Genomic DNA, 16,689 nt, shown 5'->3' on the forward strand with positions numbered 1-16,689 from the left:
ATGAACACCATCCGCCGCAACACCGTGACCCACCTCGAGACGGCCGAGGCACCCGGCGCCATGCTCACCCGGACCGCCGCCAAGGGTTTGGCCGTACTGCGGATCTCGGTGGGGTTCGTCTTCCTCTGGGCCTTCCTGGACAAGACCTTCGGCCTGGGCTATTCGACCCCGTGGGAGCGTGCCTGGGTCAACGGCGGCTCGCCGACCAAGGGCTTCCTCTCGGCCGTCGAGGTCGGGCCGTTCCAGGGCTTCTTCCACTCCATCGCCGGTGACGCCTGGACCAACTGGTCCTTCATGCTCGGCATGCTGGCCATCGGCATCGCGCTGATCGCCGGTGTCGGCCTGCGCCTGGCCGCCGTCGGCACCACGGTCCTGATGGCCCTCATGTGGGCGGCCGAATGGCCCCTCGCAAGCGGCTCGAGCAACCCGGTGGTCGACTACCACGTCATCTACGCGATCGGCGCCGTCGTCATCGCCCTCACCTACGCCGGGCACACCTGGGGCCTGGGCCGCTGGTGGGCGAAGCTCCCCCTGGTGCAGAAGAACCGCTGGCTCATCTGAACCTGCCCCGCAAGCCCTCGGCCGCACCATCGGGCCGAGGGCTTCTTCGCGTCGGCGCTCGCGAAATCATTGGCGGAACGATGACTGGTTCGGCCAGGGTGTGGGCCATGACTAGCTTCGACGGCATGTGGGCGGCGCCCGACAGTGATCCTCGGACCTTCGACAGTCCGGTCGGCGAGATGGCCACGATCCGGGAGTATCTGACCAACTATCGGCTCACGCTGGGCCTGAAATGCGAGGACCTGACGGCCGAGCAGCTGGCCACCCGCTCGGTGCCGCCGTCCACGATGAGCCTGCTCGGGCTGGTGCGGCACATGGCCCGGGTGGAGCACAACTGGTTCTTCCGGGTGTTGCAGGGTCACCTCGATGTGCCGCGGATCTACTGGTCCCCGGAGGACAACGACCTGGACTTCAACGCCGTCGCCGGTGACCCCGCGGCGGTCGACCAGGCGTTCAAGGACTGGCGGGAGCAGATCACCGCGGCCGACCGCTGGCTCGACGACGTCACCGATCTGGGCGCGACATTCGCTTTGCCCGGCGATCGCGGCGGCGAGGCCAGTGCGCGCGACATTCTGATCCACATGGTCGAGGAGTACGCCCGCCATTGTGGACACGCCGACCTCCTGCGCGAGTGCATCGACGGTCGCACGGGTCAATAGCGCGCGGCGGCCGCTGGGCGCCGTTCCGTATCGTCGGGTCAGGGAAACGTCGCTGGGCACCCGGGCATGCGCGTGCTGGTTCAGGCGTACGCGGCGGCGGCCGACCGCCACGGCCCGGCGGTCACCACGCTGGATCAGCAAAGCTTGCCGAACCAGTTGCACTATTTACGCGTCGGCGAGCACTGAACGCAGCGTCGCGGCCACCCCGCCCAGGAACACGGCGGCGCCGGCGTCGGTCTGGTCGTGGTCGATGCCCCAGTTGGCGTCGTCCTCGACCAGCCGCAGCAGCGTGCCCGGTGGTTGCGGCTCGGCCAGCACGGCCTCCAGCGCCTCCAGGTACTGGCGCAGGAAGAAGGCGTTCGTCGAGGCCGTCCGGCGCAGTTCGGCGCGAATCTCGGCGAGGTCCTCCGCGTCCGCGACATAGCTGTGCAGGAGTGCCCGCACCTTCTCGATCGGCGGGAGTGCGGAGCGCTGGGCGATCCGCCGGCGAACCGGTTCGGGCAGCCCGGACGTGTCCATCGGCTCACCCTAGCCCGGCGGGGAAAGCGGTGACGATGAACGGCACGGCAGGGTCAGTACCGGCCACGACGCGAATGCGCACCCGGAAAAGGCTGGTCTCCCCGTACTCCGCCTCCCGGGGGCCCGCACCGAACATGCCCTTATTGTAGTACCCCTGACCGATGCGGTGCCCGGCATCGGAAAGGCCCTCGTGGAACTCGTCGAACGCCAGGTCGTTGCGAATCGCCGGCCAGTTTTCCCGGACGTAGCGATTCACCTCGCGGTTCATGGTTCCGGCGTCGGTCCACCGGTAGGATTTGCTGGCTTCCTTCCCCCAGCCCGTCTCGCCGTAGATGCGGCCTTCGACCGTCTGCACGCCCGGCTCTCTCGGCAATGGCAGCTGCGGGCCGTGTTTGGCGACTGTGTGCGCGCCGCCTCCCGCGTGCGCCTCGTCGTTGAGGGCAATGTTGAATTCCGGTGGTGTGTCGCCGAGTTGCTCGTATCGCCGAACGACCTGTTGAAGCCGGACGTCGTCCGTTGCCGGGCCGGCTTCGCCACCACCGGACCGATTGTGACCCGCGCCGGGATGACCGCGCTCGATGACCCGTTCCGTCGCCCGCTCGGCGGCCACGACGTTGCCAACCGGGCCAGAGTCACGTCTCCCAGGCGGCGCTTGGTCACCGCCGTCATCGTGGGAAGACCGCGGCCGGCCGGTCACGGTGGCACCCGGTCAGTGCTTCCACCCATACGGCTGAAGCTAGCAACCAGCATCCACGGACGTGGATCAATTGCCGGCTGTTTGATTGCCCATGCTGAGCTTTTGCCACAGGAATTCCAGGATCAGCGACCACATCGTGGCGGCCTGCTCGTTGTCGGCGGCGCCGCCGTGGCCGCCCTCCACATTTTCGTAGTAGAGCACCTCGTGGCCCTCTTCGCGCAGCCGTGCCGTCATTTTGCGGGCGTGGGCCGGGTGGACCCGGTCGTCGCGGGTCGAGGTCAGGAAGAACGCCGGCGGGTATCGGCGGTCGGGCCGGATGTTGTGGTACGGCGAGAATTCGCGGAGGTAGGCCCAGTCGGCCGGCACGTCGGGGTCGCCGTATTCGGCTGTCCAGGATCGGCCGGCGAGCAGTTTCGAGTAGCGGCGCATGTCGAGAATGGGCACTCGCGCGACGACCGCGCCGAAAAGCTCGGGATATCGGGTCAGCATGACGCCCATCAGCAGGCCGCCGTTGCTGCCGCCCATGGCGCCGAGCTGGGACGGGGTGGTGATTCCCCTGGTCACCAGGTCGGCGGCGACGGCTGCGAAGTCCTCGAACGCCCGGACGCGATTCTGCCGCAGGGCCGCCCGGTGCCATTCGGGGCCGTATTCGCCGCCGCCGCGGATGTTCGCGACGACGTAGGTGCCGCCTCGGGCGAGCCATCCGCGGCCCAGGATTCCGTTGTAGCTCGGCAGCAACGGGACCTCGAATCCGCCGTACCCGTCGAGAAGGGCGGGGCCGCCCGCGGCGCCGCCCACCACGAAGTACGGGACGCGGGTGCCGTCGGCGGAAACGGCGAAGAACTGGCGCACGTCCATGCCTTCGGCGGTGAAGAACGACGGCTCCTGCTTCAGCACCTCGGCTTCCAGGCTCAGCGTGGCCGGTCGCAGGAAACCCTCGGACGAGAGGAGGTACGAGTCGTTGTTCTCGGGGTCGGTGTCGACGATCCAGGTCTGGTCGAATCCGGCGGTGTCGCCGATCGGTTCGCGCCGCCAGTCCGGGGCGCCGGGAGTGAGGACGTGCACCTGGGTCCGGACGTCGGTCATGGTGACGAGCAACAGATGGTTCCGCGTCCACGAGTACGACCGGAGGAACGTCCGCTCGTCCGGCCGGAACAGCACAGTGAATTCCCGTTCGCCGTCGAGGAAACGGTCGAATCCGGTGGCCAGCAGGGTGCCGGCCGGGAAGCCCAGCCACGGCGACCGGAGGCGGACCAGCAGCCAGTTCCGGTGCACGTCGGCCCGGGCGTCGTCCGGGATCTCGATGCGCACGAGGTCCCCCGCGGGCGTACGAAGGAATTGCTCGCTGTGATAGAAGTCGATGAAGCGGCCCGCGAAGTCGCGTTCGAATCCGGGCGTCGGATCGTGGCTGACCAGCACCGAGACGTCGTCGGCGTGCCCTTCGAAGACGAGCTCGGCCGCGGCGAGAGGGGTGCCACGCCGCCACCTTTTGGCGACCCGCGGATACCCCGACGAAGTCAGTGAGCCGGGCCCGAAATCGGTGCCGACAAAGATGTGGTCGGCGTCGATCCACCCGACGTAGGTCTTGGCCTCGGGCACGACGAACCCGTCGTCGACGAATACCCGCCGCACGAGGTCGAATTCACGCACCACCGTGGCGTCGGCGCCCCCTCGGGAAAGCTCGATCAGGCAGCGGTCGTAGCCCGGCCGCAGCACTTCCACGCCGGCCCAGGTCCAGTTCTCGCCCTCGGCCCGGTTCAGCTCGTCGACGTCGAGCAGCACATCCCACTCGGGGTCGTCCCGCCGGAACTGCTCCGGGGTCGTGCGCCGCCACAACCCGCGCGGATGGTCGGCGTCGCGCCAGAAATCGTAATAGAAACCGTCGCCGCGCCAGCCCGGATAGGGGATTCGCCCTTTGCTGTCGAGCACTTCCTGCAGGGCGTCCCGCGTATCGCCGATGGGCAGCCCGGCCAGCGTTTCCGCATTGCGTTCGCCGACCCAGCTCAGCGCCTCGGGCGATTCGAGGTCTTCCAGCCACAGATAAGCGTCGTCCGGGTCCGCCACCGCTCGACCATCGCACCTTCCGATGCCGGTTGCCAACCACGCCGGGCGGTAGCCTTGCCGTCCATGCAGCCCGCCACGAAGCTGGAACGCCGGGTGGTGAACGCCGCCGAGCAGGCGCTGACGCGGCACCGTCACGTGAGCCCGCTCGACGTGCTGACCGGGCTGGGCTGGTTGCCGCCGGGCCCGCTGACGGAGTGGCGGCAGGGCCGGGCGCCGCACCTGGAGGCGGTGGCCGTGGTGTCGCCGGCCCGGGTGGCCGACGCGCTCGAGATCTTCCACCGCTGGGTCGCGGAGCGGGGCCTGCGGTCCGGCCAGGTCGAGCACGTGGCGGCGACCCGCGACCGGCGGCCGCTGCGCTTCACCGCGGCCGGCGACGGCGCGCGCGAACAGGCGTACCACGTGCAGTGGGTGCCGGCCGAGCTGACCGAGCAGCAGCGGGAGAGGCTGACCACCCGCCAGAACAAGCCGCCGGACCTGGTGGTGGTGCAACCCCTGAAGGCGTTCACCTGCGCCGGCTGCGGGCGCACCGACGCCGACATGCTGATGACCGAGGATGCCGGGGCGGTCTGCCTGGCCTGCGCCGACCTCGACCACCTGGTGTTCCTGCCGGCCGGCGACGCCGCGCTGACCCGGCGCGCCCGGCAGGCCAGCCGGCTGTCGGCGGTCGTGGTGCGGTTCAGCCGGTCCCGCCGGCGGCACGAACGGCAGGGCTTGCTCGTCGAGCGGGCCGCGATCGAGCAGGCCGAGCAGCAGTGCCTGTCCGACGAGGAGGCCCGGGCCCGGCGACGCGAACGCGACCGGCAACGACGGGAGGTCGCGGACGAGTCGTTCCAGCAGGAACTGGCCGGGCACATCGTCCGGATGTTCCCGGGCTGCCCACCGGAACGGGCGGCCGAGATCAGCCGGCACACGGGCGAGCGCGGCAGCGGCCGGGTCGGTCGTAGTGCCGCCGGGCGCGCGCTGGATCCGGACGCCGTGCTGCGGGCGGTGGTCGCCTCGGTGCGGCACGAGGACACCCCGTACGACGAAATGCTGATGGACGGCGTCCCCCGCGACGAGGCCCGGGAACGCATCCGCGGCGACATCGACCGGGTCCTCGCAGCATGGCGGCGGGGTGGTGCCGGCCCCACCGGCGGCTCGGGTCCCAGCACTCCTGACCCGGCCTGCTGACGCGAGCAGGCTGATTCCTGACGGTAAGGCATGCCGGCAGGGAGACTTGCTCGACGAGCTGCCGAAACGCACTGTCTTTCAGCGCGCGATCGTCGACCATCTGCAGGCCGGTCGCCATGGGCACTGTCGGCGCGGCACCGTTCCGATGTAGCTATGTCCCGCCGGTTTGACTGACGGTCGTACGCAACGAGTTCACCGCGTCGGACAGGAGCTCGTGCAAGGTGCGCTTCTCGTCCGGAAGCGTCCATTTCTGAAACGCCACCTGCTGCGCGACCATGGCCGCGCCGGCGGCGAGAAACGCGGTTTCCGGGTCGCAACCGCGCGCGTTGAGCGCGGCTGCGATGGCCTCGGTGAGCACGGCGTTCTTGCTGAGTTCGCGCTCCTGCAACTCCGGGTTGGCGGCGAGGACGGCGTGGCGGCGCGTCACCGCGGCACGGCGATCCTCGAACAGCCTGTCGGCAGCCACTCCCAAGGCCCGCACGACAGCGTCGAGGGGCGGCAGGGTGTCGTCGCCGGCGGCGATCTCCCAAAGGATCTCCTGCTGAAGCTCTGAGCTCAGCCCGAACAGCACCTCGCGCTTGTCGGCGAAGTGGTTGAAGAACGTTCGCTGGGTGAGCCCGGCCCGCTGCGCGATCTCGGTCACCGTCGTCCGCTCGAACCCCTGCTCGCCGAAGAGCTCCAAGGCGGCGGCCTGCAGACGTTCGACTGCGTCCGGTTTCCATCGCGGCATCCCCCGAGCCTAGCGATTGCAGTTTGTGCAGTCACCGGTGCTAGGGTGACTGCACAAGCTGCAATCACTACCGCGGGAGGCTTCTCATGGTCGCTGTATCGATCGTCGGCCCCGGCCAGGGCGAACTGTTCGCCAACGGACCGGCGCAGATCCGGATCCTCGAGGACGGGAGCAACACCGAACACCGCCTGGGGATCGGCGAGATCGTCATTCCGCCGCACACCGCCGGCCCTCCGCAGCACCGGCACGCCCAGCACGACGAGGGCTTCTACGTGCTGACGGGCACCGTGCGGTTCACCATCGGGCCGGACAACTACGACGTCGGCCCCGGCACGTGGGTCACGGTCCCGCCGGGCGCACCGCACACCTTCGCCAACCCGGGCGACGACCCGTTGGTCATGCTGACCACCTTCACGCCGGATCTGTACGTGCACTACTTCCGCGACGTCAAAGCCCTGATCGAATCCGGGCAGCCGATGTCGCGCGAGACCCTGGCGCCGATCTGGAAGCACTACGCCACCGAGCCGTCCACCGAATTCGCGAAGTGACCCTCGCCGGCTGTCATCGACCTCGAAGTGAAGGAACGCCGTGAAAGCAATTCGATTCGACCGGTTCGGCCCGCCCGAGGTGCTCACCCTCGTCGACACCGATGAACCGCATCCCCAGGCCGGCCAGGTACGCATCAAGGTGCGCGCCGCGGGTGTCAACGGCCTCGACTGGAAGCTCCGAGCCGGGCTCGTGCAGGACGTCTTCAAGGTGTCACTACCCAGCGGCACCGGTACGGACGCCGCGGGCATCGTCGACGAGGTGGGCGACGGCGTGACCGACGTCCGGATCGGCGACCTCGTGTTCGGGGTCGGCACCGGCGCCCTGGCGGAATACACCGTGCTGGATGCGTGGACCCTCATGCCGGAGGGCTTGTCCTTCACCGAAGCGGCCGGCTACCCGATCCCCGTCGAGACGGCGTTGCGCATCGTCGACCAGATCGGCGTCCAGCCCGGCCAGACACTGCTCGTCAGCGGCGCCTCGGGCGGGGTGGGCACGGCCGTCGTTCAGATCGCGCGGGATCGGGGCATCACCGTCATCGGCACGGCCGGCGTCGCCAACCAGGACTACCTGCGAGGCTTGGGCGCAGTGCCCACGACGTACGGTGAAGGACTCATCGAACGGGTCCGCGCGCTCGCACCGGACGGCATCGACGCCGCGCTCGACATCTCCGGCTCGGGCGTCATCGCGGAGTGCGTCGAGCTCACCGGCGACCCGTCGCGGGTGCTGTCCATCGCGGACTTCACCGCGCCCCAGCACGGCGCCCGGGTGTCCTACGAGCCCGTCGACATGCCCGCCGCGCTACGCCGAGCCGCCCACCTGTACGCCACGGGGGTACTGGAGATCCCGGTCGACAAAACGTTCACCCTGGCCGACGCGGCCGCCGCACAGGCTCACAACGAGGCCGGCCACGCCGCGGGACGGACGGTCGTGACCGTGCCCGATCCAGCACCTCGAACCTGAACCTGTTCAGTCCTGCTTGGCGGCGGCCACGTCCACGCACACCATTCCCTTGTTGCCGTCCTGGTCGGCGATCACGGTCTGCGAGGGCGCGTTGCTGTCGTCCACGACGGTCCCGCCCGCGGCGAGGGCGTCAGCGATTCGTTGGCCGGCCACCTCGGGTGCCACATAGACCTCGAGGTGGAACCGCTGGCGGGGAGTCTCGTGCTCCTCGGCGTCGGAGAACCACAGGTTGGGAACCCGTCCCGTGGCCTCTCGAATCTCGTCGCTGGGCGTCCCGCGCCCCTGGGACGCGGCGCTCCCGGTCAGCAGGGCGGCCCACACCGGGGCGATGGCCGCGGACCGCGCCGTGTCGAGTCCGAGCTCGAGTTCGCTGACCGAGGCCGGATCGGCGTCGAGCCCGTGATCGGCGGCGATCTCGGTGATCCGTCGCGCGAGGTCGACGTCCTGCTGGGTCACCCACTCGACGACGTGCTCCGTGCCGTCGTCCTCGCGATAGATGGCGTCGTCGCTGACCAGCTCGAAGTCGACGTAGCCCTTGCCCATCGACACGCGCGGATGGTGGCCGACCGCGTCGCCCGCCTCGCCCACCGCGACAACAAACCGGGCCCCGCTGCCGAAATCCTCGACCAGGTAGCGGGTATGCAGTCCCTGTGCCAGCTTTCGCCAGTCGGTCAGGCCGGCCTCGGCGATCTGCTGGCTCCTCAGCATGTCCATGGACGCGGACCCTATCCCCGATACAGCCGCAACGCGCGAGAGCCGGCCAAGTCAGGGTTGGTGCACCCTGTCGACCTTGACGGTGAGGATGACCCGCTGCTGTGGGCCACCGCCGAAACCGGGGTACGGACGGCCGATGTACTTCTGGGACAGCTCGTCGATGTTCTCGCGGGCGCCGTCGGTCGTGGCCTCCACGACACTGCCCCGCAGAGCCCAGGACCGTGACGGTGCGGCCGGGTCGGCGATGCCGATGGCGATGCGCGGGTCGCGTCCGACGTTGCGGGCCTTCTGATGGGTGTCGACCGTGTTGATGAGCACGTGTTCACCGTCGGTGGAGGCCCAGGTCTGCGAGATCTGCGGCGACCCGTCAGGCATGAGAGTGGTGACGAAGCAGATCGCCTTGGCGTTGAGGACGTCGAGCAGGTCGTCGGGCAGAGCCATGCTGAACCTTCACTTCTTCTGGTCGTTGTAGAGGTGATCGATGACGTTCTCGTCCGGCGGGTCACCGGACAGATCGGCATGGCGCAGCCCCGTCAGGGCGATCGCGAGAGCGCGGCGCCACAGCTCCGGGGCGAAAGCACGGGAGGCGTCCATGACGCTGCCCACCATCACGTGCACGGCAGCGAAGTCGGCGGGCGTAGCCCCGGCCGGCAGCTGACCCGCACGAACAGCGCGGGCGATGAGGCCGGCCACGAGCGGGGTCATCCGCTCGTGCGCCCGCCGCACCAGGGCGGTGGCCTGGTTGCGACTGCGCAGCAACTCCCCGAGCCCCCGGCTCTGCCCTTCCATCTCGAGTTGCTGCTCGAGGAACCAGGTGAGCCCGGCCCACGCGTCGTCGTACCGCGAGGCCTGCTCAGCGAACGTGATCACCGTATCGATGTGCTCCCTGAACAGGGCATCCAGCAGGTCCTGCCGTTGCGGAAACCGCCGGTAGACGGTGCCCATACCCGTACCGGCAGCCCGGGCGATGTCTTCGTAAGGGACGTCCAGGCCGGCCGTGGCCATGAGGTCGTACGCCGTACGCAGCAGAAGCTGTCGGTTGCGTTCGGCATCACGACGTAGTGGAGGTTCCGGTTCGGCCACCCACCGACCATACCTAACTGGAAGATCTATTCCAAGTTGAATATCTCTTCTACTTCGTCGCTCCAATCACGATGCCCCGCCGAATCCCGGGAGCACCTGATGAAGCCCATCGTCACCTCCTGACGGTCGGCCTCGCCGAGATACTCGATCGGCGGGCCCGGTCCGGCTCGGACGAGCGAACTCCGACGGCCTGCTGCCAATGGCATCGCGAGCCGGCTTCGGCTCGCATGCGCACGCCGGCCAGGACGCCGTCTCCCGGCAGGCTCCCAGCGTTCACCTTTCGCCGAATCTGCTGTACCAACTGCAGGATGAGCCGGATTGACCGATAGTGAATCTGGTCAATGCAGCAGGAACGATCTGACCCAGCAGGCCGGAGGCGGAGGACATGGGACATAACGGAGACACCATCGCTGAACCGCGTGAGCAGTGGGGCAGCCGGCTCGGGTTCCTTCTGGCCGCCGCAGGCTCAGCGATCGGACTGGGTAACATCTGGCGCTACCCCTACGTGGTCTACGACAACGGTGGTGGCGCCTTCCTCATCCCGTACTTCATCGCCATCGCCACGGCAGCGGTCCCCCTGCTGATCCTGGAATACGCGCTCGGCCACAAGTACCGTCATGCGGCGCCGTTCGCCTTCCGCCGGGTGCGCCGGAAGGCCGAATGGCTCGGCTGGTTCCAGATCGGCATCTCGCTGGTCATCATGACGTACTACATCGTGATCATCGGCTGGGTGCTCAGCTACTTCTACTATTCTTTCGGCACCAGGTGGGGCGATGATCCCAACACCTTCTTCTTCGGCTCCTTCCTGGGCACCACGGACAGCTTCTGGTCGGTCGGCGGCATCCAATGGAAGGTGCTGCTCAGCGTCGCCATCGCCTGGACGCTGACGTACCTGATCCTACGGCGCGGTGTCCGCCGGGGCATCGAACTGGCGGCGAAGATCCTCATCCCCACGCTGGTCCTGATGATTCTGGCCATCGTCATCCGCGGGCTCACGCTGCCGGGCGCCGGGGCCGGGCTCGACGTCCTGCTCAGCCCGGACTTCCGTGCCCTTCTCGATGCGCAGGTGTGGGTCGCCGCCTATGGGCAGGTGTTCTTCTCCTTCAGCATCGGCTTCGCCGTCATGATCGTTTATGCCAGCTACCTACCGCGGCGCAGCGATCTGTCCAACAGCGCCGTCATCGTCGGCATGGGGAACTCGGGGTTCGAATTCCTTGCCGCGCTCGGTGTTTTCTCCGTCCTCGGATTCCTTGCCACGCAGCAGGGCACCGGCGTCACCGAAGTGGTGGAGAGCGGAGTCGGCCTGGCCTTCGTCGCCTTCCCGCAGATCATCAACGAGATGCCGGGGCTCAACTCGCTGTTCGGCGTGTTGTTCTTCGGCGCCCTGCTGTTCGCCGGGCTCACCTCCGCCGTGTCGATCATGGAATGCGCCATCGCCGGTGTCCGCGAGAAGTTCCGCCTTTCACGCAGGGCCGCGATCAACTTGACCTGCGGCATCACTGCCGCGCTCAGCATCGCCTATGTGACTCGGGGCGGCCTGTACTACCTGGACGTGGTCGACCGTTTCGTGAACAACTTCGGCCTGATCTTCGCCGGCCTCGCCGAGGTGATCCTGATCGCCTGGATCGCCCGCCAGATCGGCCCTCTCCAGACACACATCAACCGGGACTCATACCTGCGGGTCGGCTGGTGGTGGAAAATATCCCTGATGGTGGTCACGCCGGTGCTGCTCTCCGTGATGGCGGCGATCAACGTCTACCAGGAGATCGTCAACCGATACGAGGATTACCCGCTCAGCGGCCTGCTCGTGATGGGTTGGGGCGTCGTACTGGCCACCTTCGTCCTGGCACTCGTACTGCAACGGATCCGCCGGCGCGACGAGCTTCCCCAAGCGACGGGAGACTGACATGGGCACGGATGCCGTCATCATGCTGCTGGTCGGGGCGATCGGCCTATGGGGCACATTCGCTGCCGCGGTGTGGAATTTCCTGCGCCGCTCCGCAGCCGCCGAGGACGGAGGCAGCGAATTCCCCTGACCAGATCCCGGTCCGCCGCCGGACCGGATGCGGCAGGCGGGTGTCGCACCCTCCCCATCTCGGTGCGCACGCCCGCGTGGCCGCCTGGTCTTCCAGAACTCGTCCGTGACGTCGGTGCCCAATCGGCCAAGGGCGATGTCGTGCGGGAGGATGACACGATGCCTGGTGATGCAGCGCCACGTGACGTGCTCCTCGCTGCCGGCGCCTGGGCGGCCGAGCAGCTACGCGACGAGGGTTTCGACTGGCGGCCACGGCAACTGATGCTGCGCCGTACGGCCGGAACCCTGCGGCAGGACATCCTTCTGGAGCCAAGCGCCCGCAACGAGCGAAGCGGCTCGATCAGGGTACTCACCGTTCTCGCCCTGTCCGATTCAGCGTTGCGCCGCTGGCGCAGCGCCCATCCGGACCGCGTCACCCGTCTCGACGACCATGTCTGCGGGCACTACCTCGGTTACGCCTGCGGAGACACTGACACCCGGGGAGAGATGGACCTGGGTGTCCCACACTTGCGGGAGAAGCAGCTGACGGACTGGTTGTCGCTCCTTCGCGAACACGCCATGCCGTGGTTCGCCGAGGCTGGCGACCCCGACCGGGTGACCGGGTCCCGAGCGGCCGACCACACCTCCTCGCCGGCCTGGATCGTGGAATGGCTGGCCAGCGTCGGACGTACGGACGTGGTGCCGGAATTCGTCGAGCGGCACGTCCAGCGCCACCGTGGATGGAAGGGGGCGGTGCGGCGGGGAGCGGCACTGGCCGCTGAGGGAGGATGTCCGGGAACGGTCGCGGACTGGCCGCTCGAACTCGGCTGGGTCGCTGCTCGGGTGACCGCCGAGGACAGACGATCACCAACCAACCGGCAGCCCGACGAGTATCGGGACGCGCCATGACGGCCAACGGCGATCACCCGACCGTCTTCGAAGCCGCTCGACGGTGCGACGTGCAAGCCGTCCAGGACCATCTCGGCGCAGCCGTCGCGCAGTTGCTGTCCCGGGGTCACCGGCCGTCCCGTTCCGCAGCCGGCGGCTCCCGAGCCTGATCCCGTCCGGATGCGGGCCGCCCAGTGGCGCGCCGCCAGCGCCGGATCGCCGCCGTCTTCAAGCGCTCACCGACGCGAGGCCTGCACGTTGTGGTCGACGGCATCCAGGACAGCCCTCGATCCCGATGCTGCCGGGGACGACGAGCGAGCCGTCGCTGAACGCCGCTGTCCGTAGCACCGGCGCTCCCTGCTGTGACCACTCACCACCCGGCACGGACGATCCCAATGTCGATCGCTTCCCCCTTACGGATGTCAAAAACGTGCCATGGGTGCCGTCGCACCGCCCAAGGTGGCAGAACTTTGACATTGAAGAGTCATCGATTTCAGCGCGCATCCAGGGATAACGCACCCCTCCAGGCCGGGCGGCTACAGAGTTGGAACATCTGAGAAATGTCAGAGTAATGACGCAGGGTCAGTCTGCTCTCACTAGCAACAGCCGACGGCACGGGGCGGGGAGCTCGGGACGCCGGCGGCTCGCCCGGGACATCTACCTCCGCACAATCCGCCGTGCCGCGACCCCGGCGTCACGCACCCTCCACCAGGAACGGAGTTCTCACATATGTCCTCCACCAGCAAGCGGATGCGCGCGCTTGTAGCCACGGGCGCCATCGGGACGACCATGGCCCTCGTGCTCGCCGGCTGTGGCGCCCGGGCCGGCGACGACACGGCAAGCGCCGGGTCGTCCGCGGCAGCCAGCTGCGTCGACACCTCCGGCGACACCGTCAAGCTCGGCTTCCTCAACTCCCTCACCGGCGGCATGGCGATCTCCGAGAAGACCGTCTCGAACGTGCTGCACATGGCCACCGACGAGATCAACGCCGACGGCGGCATCCTCGGCAAGAAGATCGAGTACGTCCAGGAAGACGGCGCTACCGACTGGCCCACCTTCGCGGAGAAGACCGAGAAGCTGCTCACCCAGGACTGCGTCGCCGCGATCTTCGGCGGTTGGACCTCGTCCTCCCGCAAGGCCGTGAAGCCGGTCGTCGAGAAGTTCAACGGCCTCTTCTTCTACCCGGTGCAGTACGAGGGCCTCGAGTCCTCGCCGAACATCTATTACACCGGCGCGACCACGAACCAGCAGATCATCCCGGCGATGGACTTCCTCGCCGCCAAGGGGGTGAAGACGCTGTTCCTCGCGGGCAGCGACTACGTCTTCCCCCGCACCGCGAACGCGATCATCAAGCTCTATGCGGCCAACCTCGGCATCAAGATCGTCGGCGAGGAGTACGTACCCCTCGACAAGGACGACTGGACCAGCCAGGTCGCGAAAATCGCAGCGGCCAAACCGGACTTCATCTTCAACACCATCAACGGCTCGTCGAACGTCGGCTTCATCAAGGCGTACTACGACGCCGGCCTCACCCCCGCGAAGACGCCGATCATCTCGGTGTCGATCGCCGAGGAGGAGGCGCCGGCCATGGGCCACGAGGTCACCGGCAACTACGCGTCCTGGAACTACTTCCAATCGCTCAAGACCGACACCAACCCGGAGTTCATCAAGAACTGGAAGGCCTATCCCAACAGCAGCGGCGTCACGTCCGACCCGATGGAAGCCGCCTACATCTCGCTGTACCTGTACAAGTCCCTCGTCGAGGCGGCCGGCTCGTTCGACGTCAACGCGGTGAACGCCGCAGCGAAGTCGAAGACCATCACGTTCGACGCGCCGGAGGGCAAGGTCACGCTCAACGGCGAGAACCACCACATCTCCAAGCCGGGCCACATCGGACGGATCAACGCCGACAACCAGTTCGATATCGTCTGGGCCTCGGACAAGTTCATCGAACCCGACCCGTACCTCGAAGGCTACGACTGGTTCCCGGCAGACATCCGCAAGCAGCTCACGGACGCGGCGGGCTGATCACCCTCGGGGTCGCATGTCACCGATGGCATGCGGCCCCTCCCCCATAGGACGCTAGAGAGAGCGAACGCACGTGGACGCATTGATGGCACCACTGCTGAACGGCAGCGCCCAGGGCGCGCTGCTCCTGCTCGCCGCGCTGGGCCTCTCGCTCACCTTCGGCCAAATGGGCGTGATCAACATGGCCCACGGCGAGTTCCTCATGATCGGCGCCTTCGCCGCCTACCTCGTCCAACAGGTAATCACCGCCAGCAACCTGTCGATCCCGGTCGCGCTGCCGGTCGCGTTCGTCGTCGCCGGCCTGTTCGGCCTCGTGCTGGAGGTCACCATCATCCGCTGGATGTACCGCAGACCCCTCGACACCCTGCTCGTCACGGTCGGCGTCGGCCTGATCCTTCAGCAGGCGGCATTGCAGATCTTCCCGTCCCAGGGTGTCCCGGTGGAGAAACCCCGCTGGCTCGACGGGCAGCTGACCATCCTCGGCTACGACTGGCCGCTGCGGCAGGTGTTCACCATCCTGCTCGCGACCGTCTGCGTCGCCGCGCTGTCAGCCTGGCTCAAGTACACCTCGTTCGGCCGCCGCATCCGGGCGACCGTGCACAACCGGGACCTCGCCGAGACCACGGGGATTTCCACCCGCAGCATCGACCGCCTCACCTTCTTCGTCGGGTCGGGTCTGGCCGGGGTCGCCGGCGTGGCCGCTTCGCTCATCGGCGGCACGAACTCCCAGATGGGCGCGCAGTACATCATCCCGGCCTTTCTCGTCGTCGCGGCCGGTGGCATCGGCCAGCTCAAGGGCACCGTCATCGCCGCGTGGGCGGTGGGTGTCGCCCTCTCGTTCTTCGCCTACTGGACGACCGGCAGCCTGGCGCAGGTGCTCGCCTTCATCCTCGTGATCGTCTTCCTGCAGCTGCGCCCGCAGGGCCTGTTCACGGTGCGAACCAGGAGTCTGGCATGACCAAGCTGAAGCCATGGATCTCTCTCAGCGGCATCGGGATGTTCGCCGTCCTGCTCCTGGCGGTCGCCCCCCTCGTCCTCACCGATCACTGGCTCAACAACCTCGGCAAGTACTGCTGCTGGGCCATCGCCGCCGTCGGCATCGGCCTGGCCTGGGGCCGGGGTGGGATGCTGGTGATGGGGCAGGGGGTGTTCTTCGCCCTCGGCGCCTATTCGATGGCCATGCACCTCACCCTGGAGACCGCCGGTGACCGGGTCCCCGGGTTCATGGTGCTCTACGATCCGCTCGCGCCCCTCCCGATGTTCTGGGAGCCGTTCCGGAGCGCGGGGTTCACCCTGCTGGCGATCATTCTGCTCCCGGTGGTCGTGGCCGGCGCCCTCGGCTACGCGCTGTTCAAGCGCCGGGTGAAGGGCGCCTACTTCGCGATCCTGACGCAGGCGCTCGCCGTCGCGCTGGCCACCCTGATCAGCTCCACGATCCGCGAGACCGGCGGCGACACCGGGCTCAGCGACTTCAAGTACTTCTTCGGCTTCGTGCTGAACGACCCGGCGAACAAGTTGTTGGTGTACCTCATCGCGGCCGCGCTGCTCATCGTGTGCCTGCTCGCGGTGTGGCAGCTCTACCGCAGCCGTTTCGGTGAGCTTCTCGTCGCCACCCGGGACGCCGAGGAGCGGGTGCGCTTCCTCGGCTACGACCCGGCCAACATCAAGCTTGTCGCCTTCGTTGTGTCCGCCCTGATGGCCAGCATCGGCGGAGCGCTGTTCGTGCCCATCGTCGGCATCATCACCCCGGCCGAGATCGGCGCCGCCGCCTCGATCTTCATGATCGCGGGCGTTGCCCTGGGCGGCCGCGCGTCGCTCTTCGGCCCCGCGCTCGGCGCGATGGCGGTCGGATGGGGTCAGTCGAGCCTCGGCTCGACCTGGCCCGACGGTTGGACCTACGTCCTCGGTCTGCTGTTCATCGTCGTCATTCTCTTGCTGCCGAACGGGCTGTCGTCGCTGCCGGCGAGGTTGGCTGCGGCACGCCGGAAGCCGGACGTGCCGCCCACTCCGGCGATCGCCGTCGCCGAGCTCGAAGAGGCTCGGTCGTGACCGC

Annotated in this window: 18 protein-coding genes; 11 read left to right on the forward strand and 7 right to left on the reverse strand. The window is 68.0% G+C overall.

The window, feature by feature from the left end; all coding sequences use genetic code 11:
- Window positions 1–561 carry a DoxX family protein gene (locus LXN57_RS22895; protein WP_251800220.1) on the forward strand — a complete coding sequence of 187 codons (561 nt, stop codon included), beginning with the start codon at window positions 1–3 and terminating at the stop codon, window positions 559–561.
- Between the two features lie 107 nt (window positions 562–668).
- Complete coding sequence (locus LXN57_RS22900) at window positions 669–1,220, forward strand: DinB family protein (protein WP_251800221.1); 552 nt, start codon at window positions 669–671, stop codon at window positions 1,218–1,220.
- A 165-nt stretch (window positions 1,221–1,385) separates the two neighbouring features.
- On the opposite strand, the gene LXN57_RS22905 is transcribed toward LXN57_RS22900, so the two are convergent.
- The 3 genes from LXN57_RS22905 to LXN57_RS22915 form a co-directional block, all read right to left on the reverse strand.
- A complete protein-coding gene (locus LXN57_RS22905) occupies window positions 1,386–1,739 on the reverse strand; it encodes a hypothetical protein (protein ID WP_251800222.1) in 354 nt (117 codons plus the stop codon).
- A 4-nt stretch (window positions 1,740–1,743) separates the two neighbouring features.
- A complete protein-coding gene (locus LXN57_RS22910) occupies window positions 1,744–2,349 on the reverse strand; it encodes a hypothetical protein (protein WP_251800223.1) in 606 nt (201 codons plus the stop codon).
- Window positions 2,350–2,502: 153 nt separating this feature from the next.
- The gene (locus LXN57_RS22915) at window positions 2,503–4,500 is read right to left on the reverse strand and encodes a prolyl oligopeptidase family serine peptidase (protein ID WP_251800224.1); all 1,998 of its coding nucleotides are present in this window, start codon (window positions 4,498–4,500) and stop codon (window positions 2,503–2,505) included.
- A gap of 63 nt (window positions 4,501–4,563) precedes the next feature.
- Between LXN57_RS22915 and LXN57_RS22920 the strand changes: the two genes are divergently transcribed.
- The gene (locus LXN57_RS22920) at window positions 4,564–5,670 is read left to right on the forward strand and encodes a DUF2293 domain-containing protein (protein WP_251800225.1); all 1,107 of its coding nucleotides are present in this window, start codon (window positions 4,564–4,566) and stop codon (window positions 5,668–5,670) included.
- A gap of 151 nt (window positions 5,671–5,821) precedes the next feature.
- On the opposite strand, the gene LXN57_RS22925 is transcribed toward LXN57_RS22920, so the two are convergent.
- Window positions 5,822–6,400 carry a TetR/AcrR family transcriptional regulator gene (locus LXN57_RS22925; RefSeq protein WP_285904661.1) on the reverse strand — a complete coding sequence of 193 codons (579 nt, stop codon included), beginning with the start codon at window positions 6,398–6,400 and terminating at the stop codon, window positions 5,822–5,824.
- An 86-nt stretch (window positions 6,401–6,486) separates the two neighbouring features.
- Here LXN57_RS22925 and LXN57_RS22930 point away from each other — a divergent pair, with 86 nt between their 5' ends.
- The gene (locus LXN57_RS22930; protein WP_251800227.1) at window positions 6,487–6,948 is read left to right on the forward strand and encodes a cupin domain-containing protein; all 462 of its coding nucleotides are present in this window, start codon (window positions 6,487–6,489) and stop codon (window positions 6,946–6,948) included.
- A 40-nt stretch (window positions 6,949–6,988) separates the two neighbouring features.
- Window positions 6,989–7,909, forward strand: a complete 921-nt coding sequence (locus tag LXN57_RS22935; protein WP_251800228.1) for an NADP-dependent oxidoreductase — start codon at window positions 6,989–6,991, stop codon at window positions 7,907–7,909.
- Window positions 7,910–7,915: 6 nt separating this feature from the next.
- Here LXN57_RS22935 and LXN57_RS22940 read toward each other — a convergent pair whose 3' ends face one another.
- Genes LXN57_RS22940 through LXN57_RS22950 form a run of 3 tightly spaced genes read right to left on the reverse strand, consistent with a single transcriptional unit; the run spans window position 7,916 to window position 9,706 of the window.
- Entirely contained in the window at window positions 7,916–8,623 is a 708-nt protein-coding gene (locus LXN57_RS22940) for a 4a-hydroxytetrahydrobiopterin dehydratase (protein ID WP_251800229.1), read from the reverse strand.
- Between the two features lie 51 nt (window positions 8,624–8,674).
- Window positions 8,675–9,064 carry a TIGR03618 family F420-dependent PPOX class oxidoreductase gene (locus LXN57_RS22945; RefSeq protein WP_251800230.1) on the reverse strand — a complete coding sequence of 130 codons (390 nt, stop codon included), beginning with the start codon at window positions 9,062–9,064 and terminating at the stop codon, window positions 8,675–8,677.
- A 9-nt stretch (window positions 9,065–9,073) separates the two neighbouring features.
- Complete coding sequence (locus LXN57_RS22950) at window positions 9,074–9,706, reverse strand: TetR/AcrR family transcriptional regulator (protein ID WP_251800231.1); 633 nt, start codon at window positions 9,704–9,706, stop codon at window positions 9,074–9,076.
- Between the two features lie 385 nt (window positions 9,707–10,091).
- Between LXN57_RS22950 and LXN57_RS22955 the strand changes: the two genes are divergently transcribed.
- From LXN57_RS22955 to urtC, 6 genes are all read left to right on the forward strand, one after another.
- Window positions 10,092–11,612 carry a sodium-dependent transporter gene (locus tag LXN57_RS22955; RefSeq protein WP_251800232.1) on the forward strand — a complete coding sequence of 507 codons (1,521 nt, stop codon included), beginning with the start codon at window positions 10,092–10,094 and terminating at the stop codon, window positions 11,610–11,612.
- A gap of 1 nt (window position 11,613) precedes the next feature.
- The gene (locus LXN57_RS47955) at window positions 11,614–11,742 is read left to right on the forward strand and encodes a hypothetical protein (RefSeq protein ID WP_285904662.1); all 129 of its coding nucleotides are present in this window, start codon (window positions 11,614–11,616) and stop codon (window positions 11,740–11,742) included.
- A gap of 158 nt (window positions 11,743–11,900) precedes the next feature.
- Window positions 11,901–12,629, forward strand: a complete 729-nt coding sequence (locus LXN57_RS22960; protein ID WP_251800233.1) for a hypothetical protein — start codon at window positions 11,901–11,903, stop codon at window positions 12,627–12,629.
- A 708-nt stretch (window positions 12,630–13,337) separates the two neighbouring features.
- Window positions 13,338–14,636 carry an urea ABC transporter substrate-binding protein gene (urtA, locus tag LXN57_RS22965; protein ID WP_251800234.1) on the forward strand — a complete coding sequence of 433 codons (1,299 nt, stop codon included), beginning with the start codon at window positions 13,338–13,340 and terminating at the stop codon, window positions 14,634–14,636.
- A gap of 85 nt (window positions 14,637–14,721) precedes the next feature.
- Window positions 14,722–15,594, forward strand: coding sequence for an urea ABC transporter permease subunit UrtB (gene urtB, locus LXN57_RS22970; RefSeq protein WP_251800235.1), 873 nt, complete (start codon window positions 14,722–14,724; stop codon window positions 15,592–15,594).
- Window positions 15,591–16,685 (forward strand): urea ABC transporter permease subunit UrtC, encoded by a 1,095-nt coding sequence (gene urtC, locus LXN57_RS22975; RefSeq protein ID WP_251800236.1) that lies wholly within the window; start codon window positions 15,591–15,593, stop codon window positions 16,683–16,685. Before urtB ends, urtC begins: the two co-directional genes overlap by 4 nt.
- The last annotated feature ends 4 nt before the right edge of the window (window positions 16,686–16,689 follow it).

Origin of the sequence: Paractinoplanes hotanensis (assembly GCF_023717965.1) — a bacterium.
Classification (GTDB): Bacteria; Actinomycetota; Actinomycetes; order Mycobacteriales; family Micromonosporaceae; genus Actinoplanes; species Actinoplanes polyasparticus.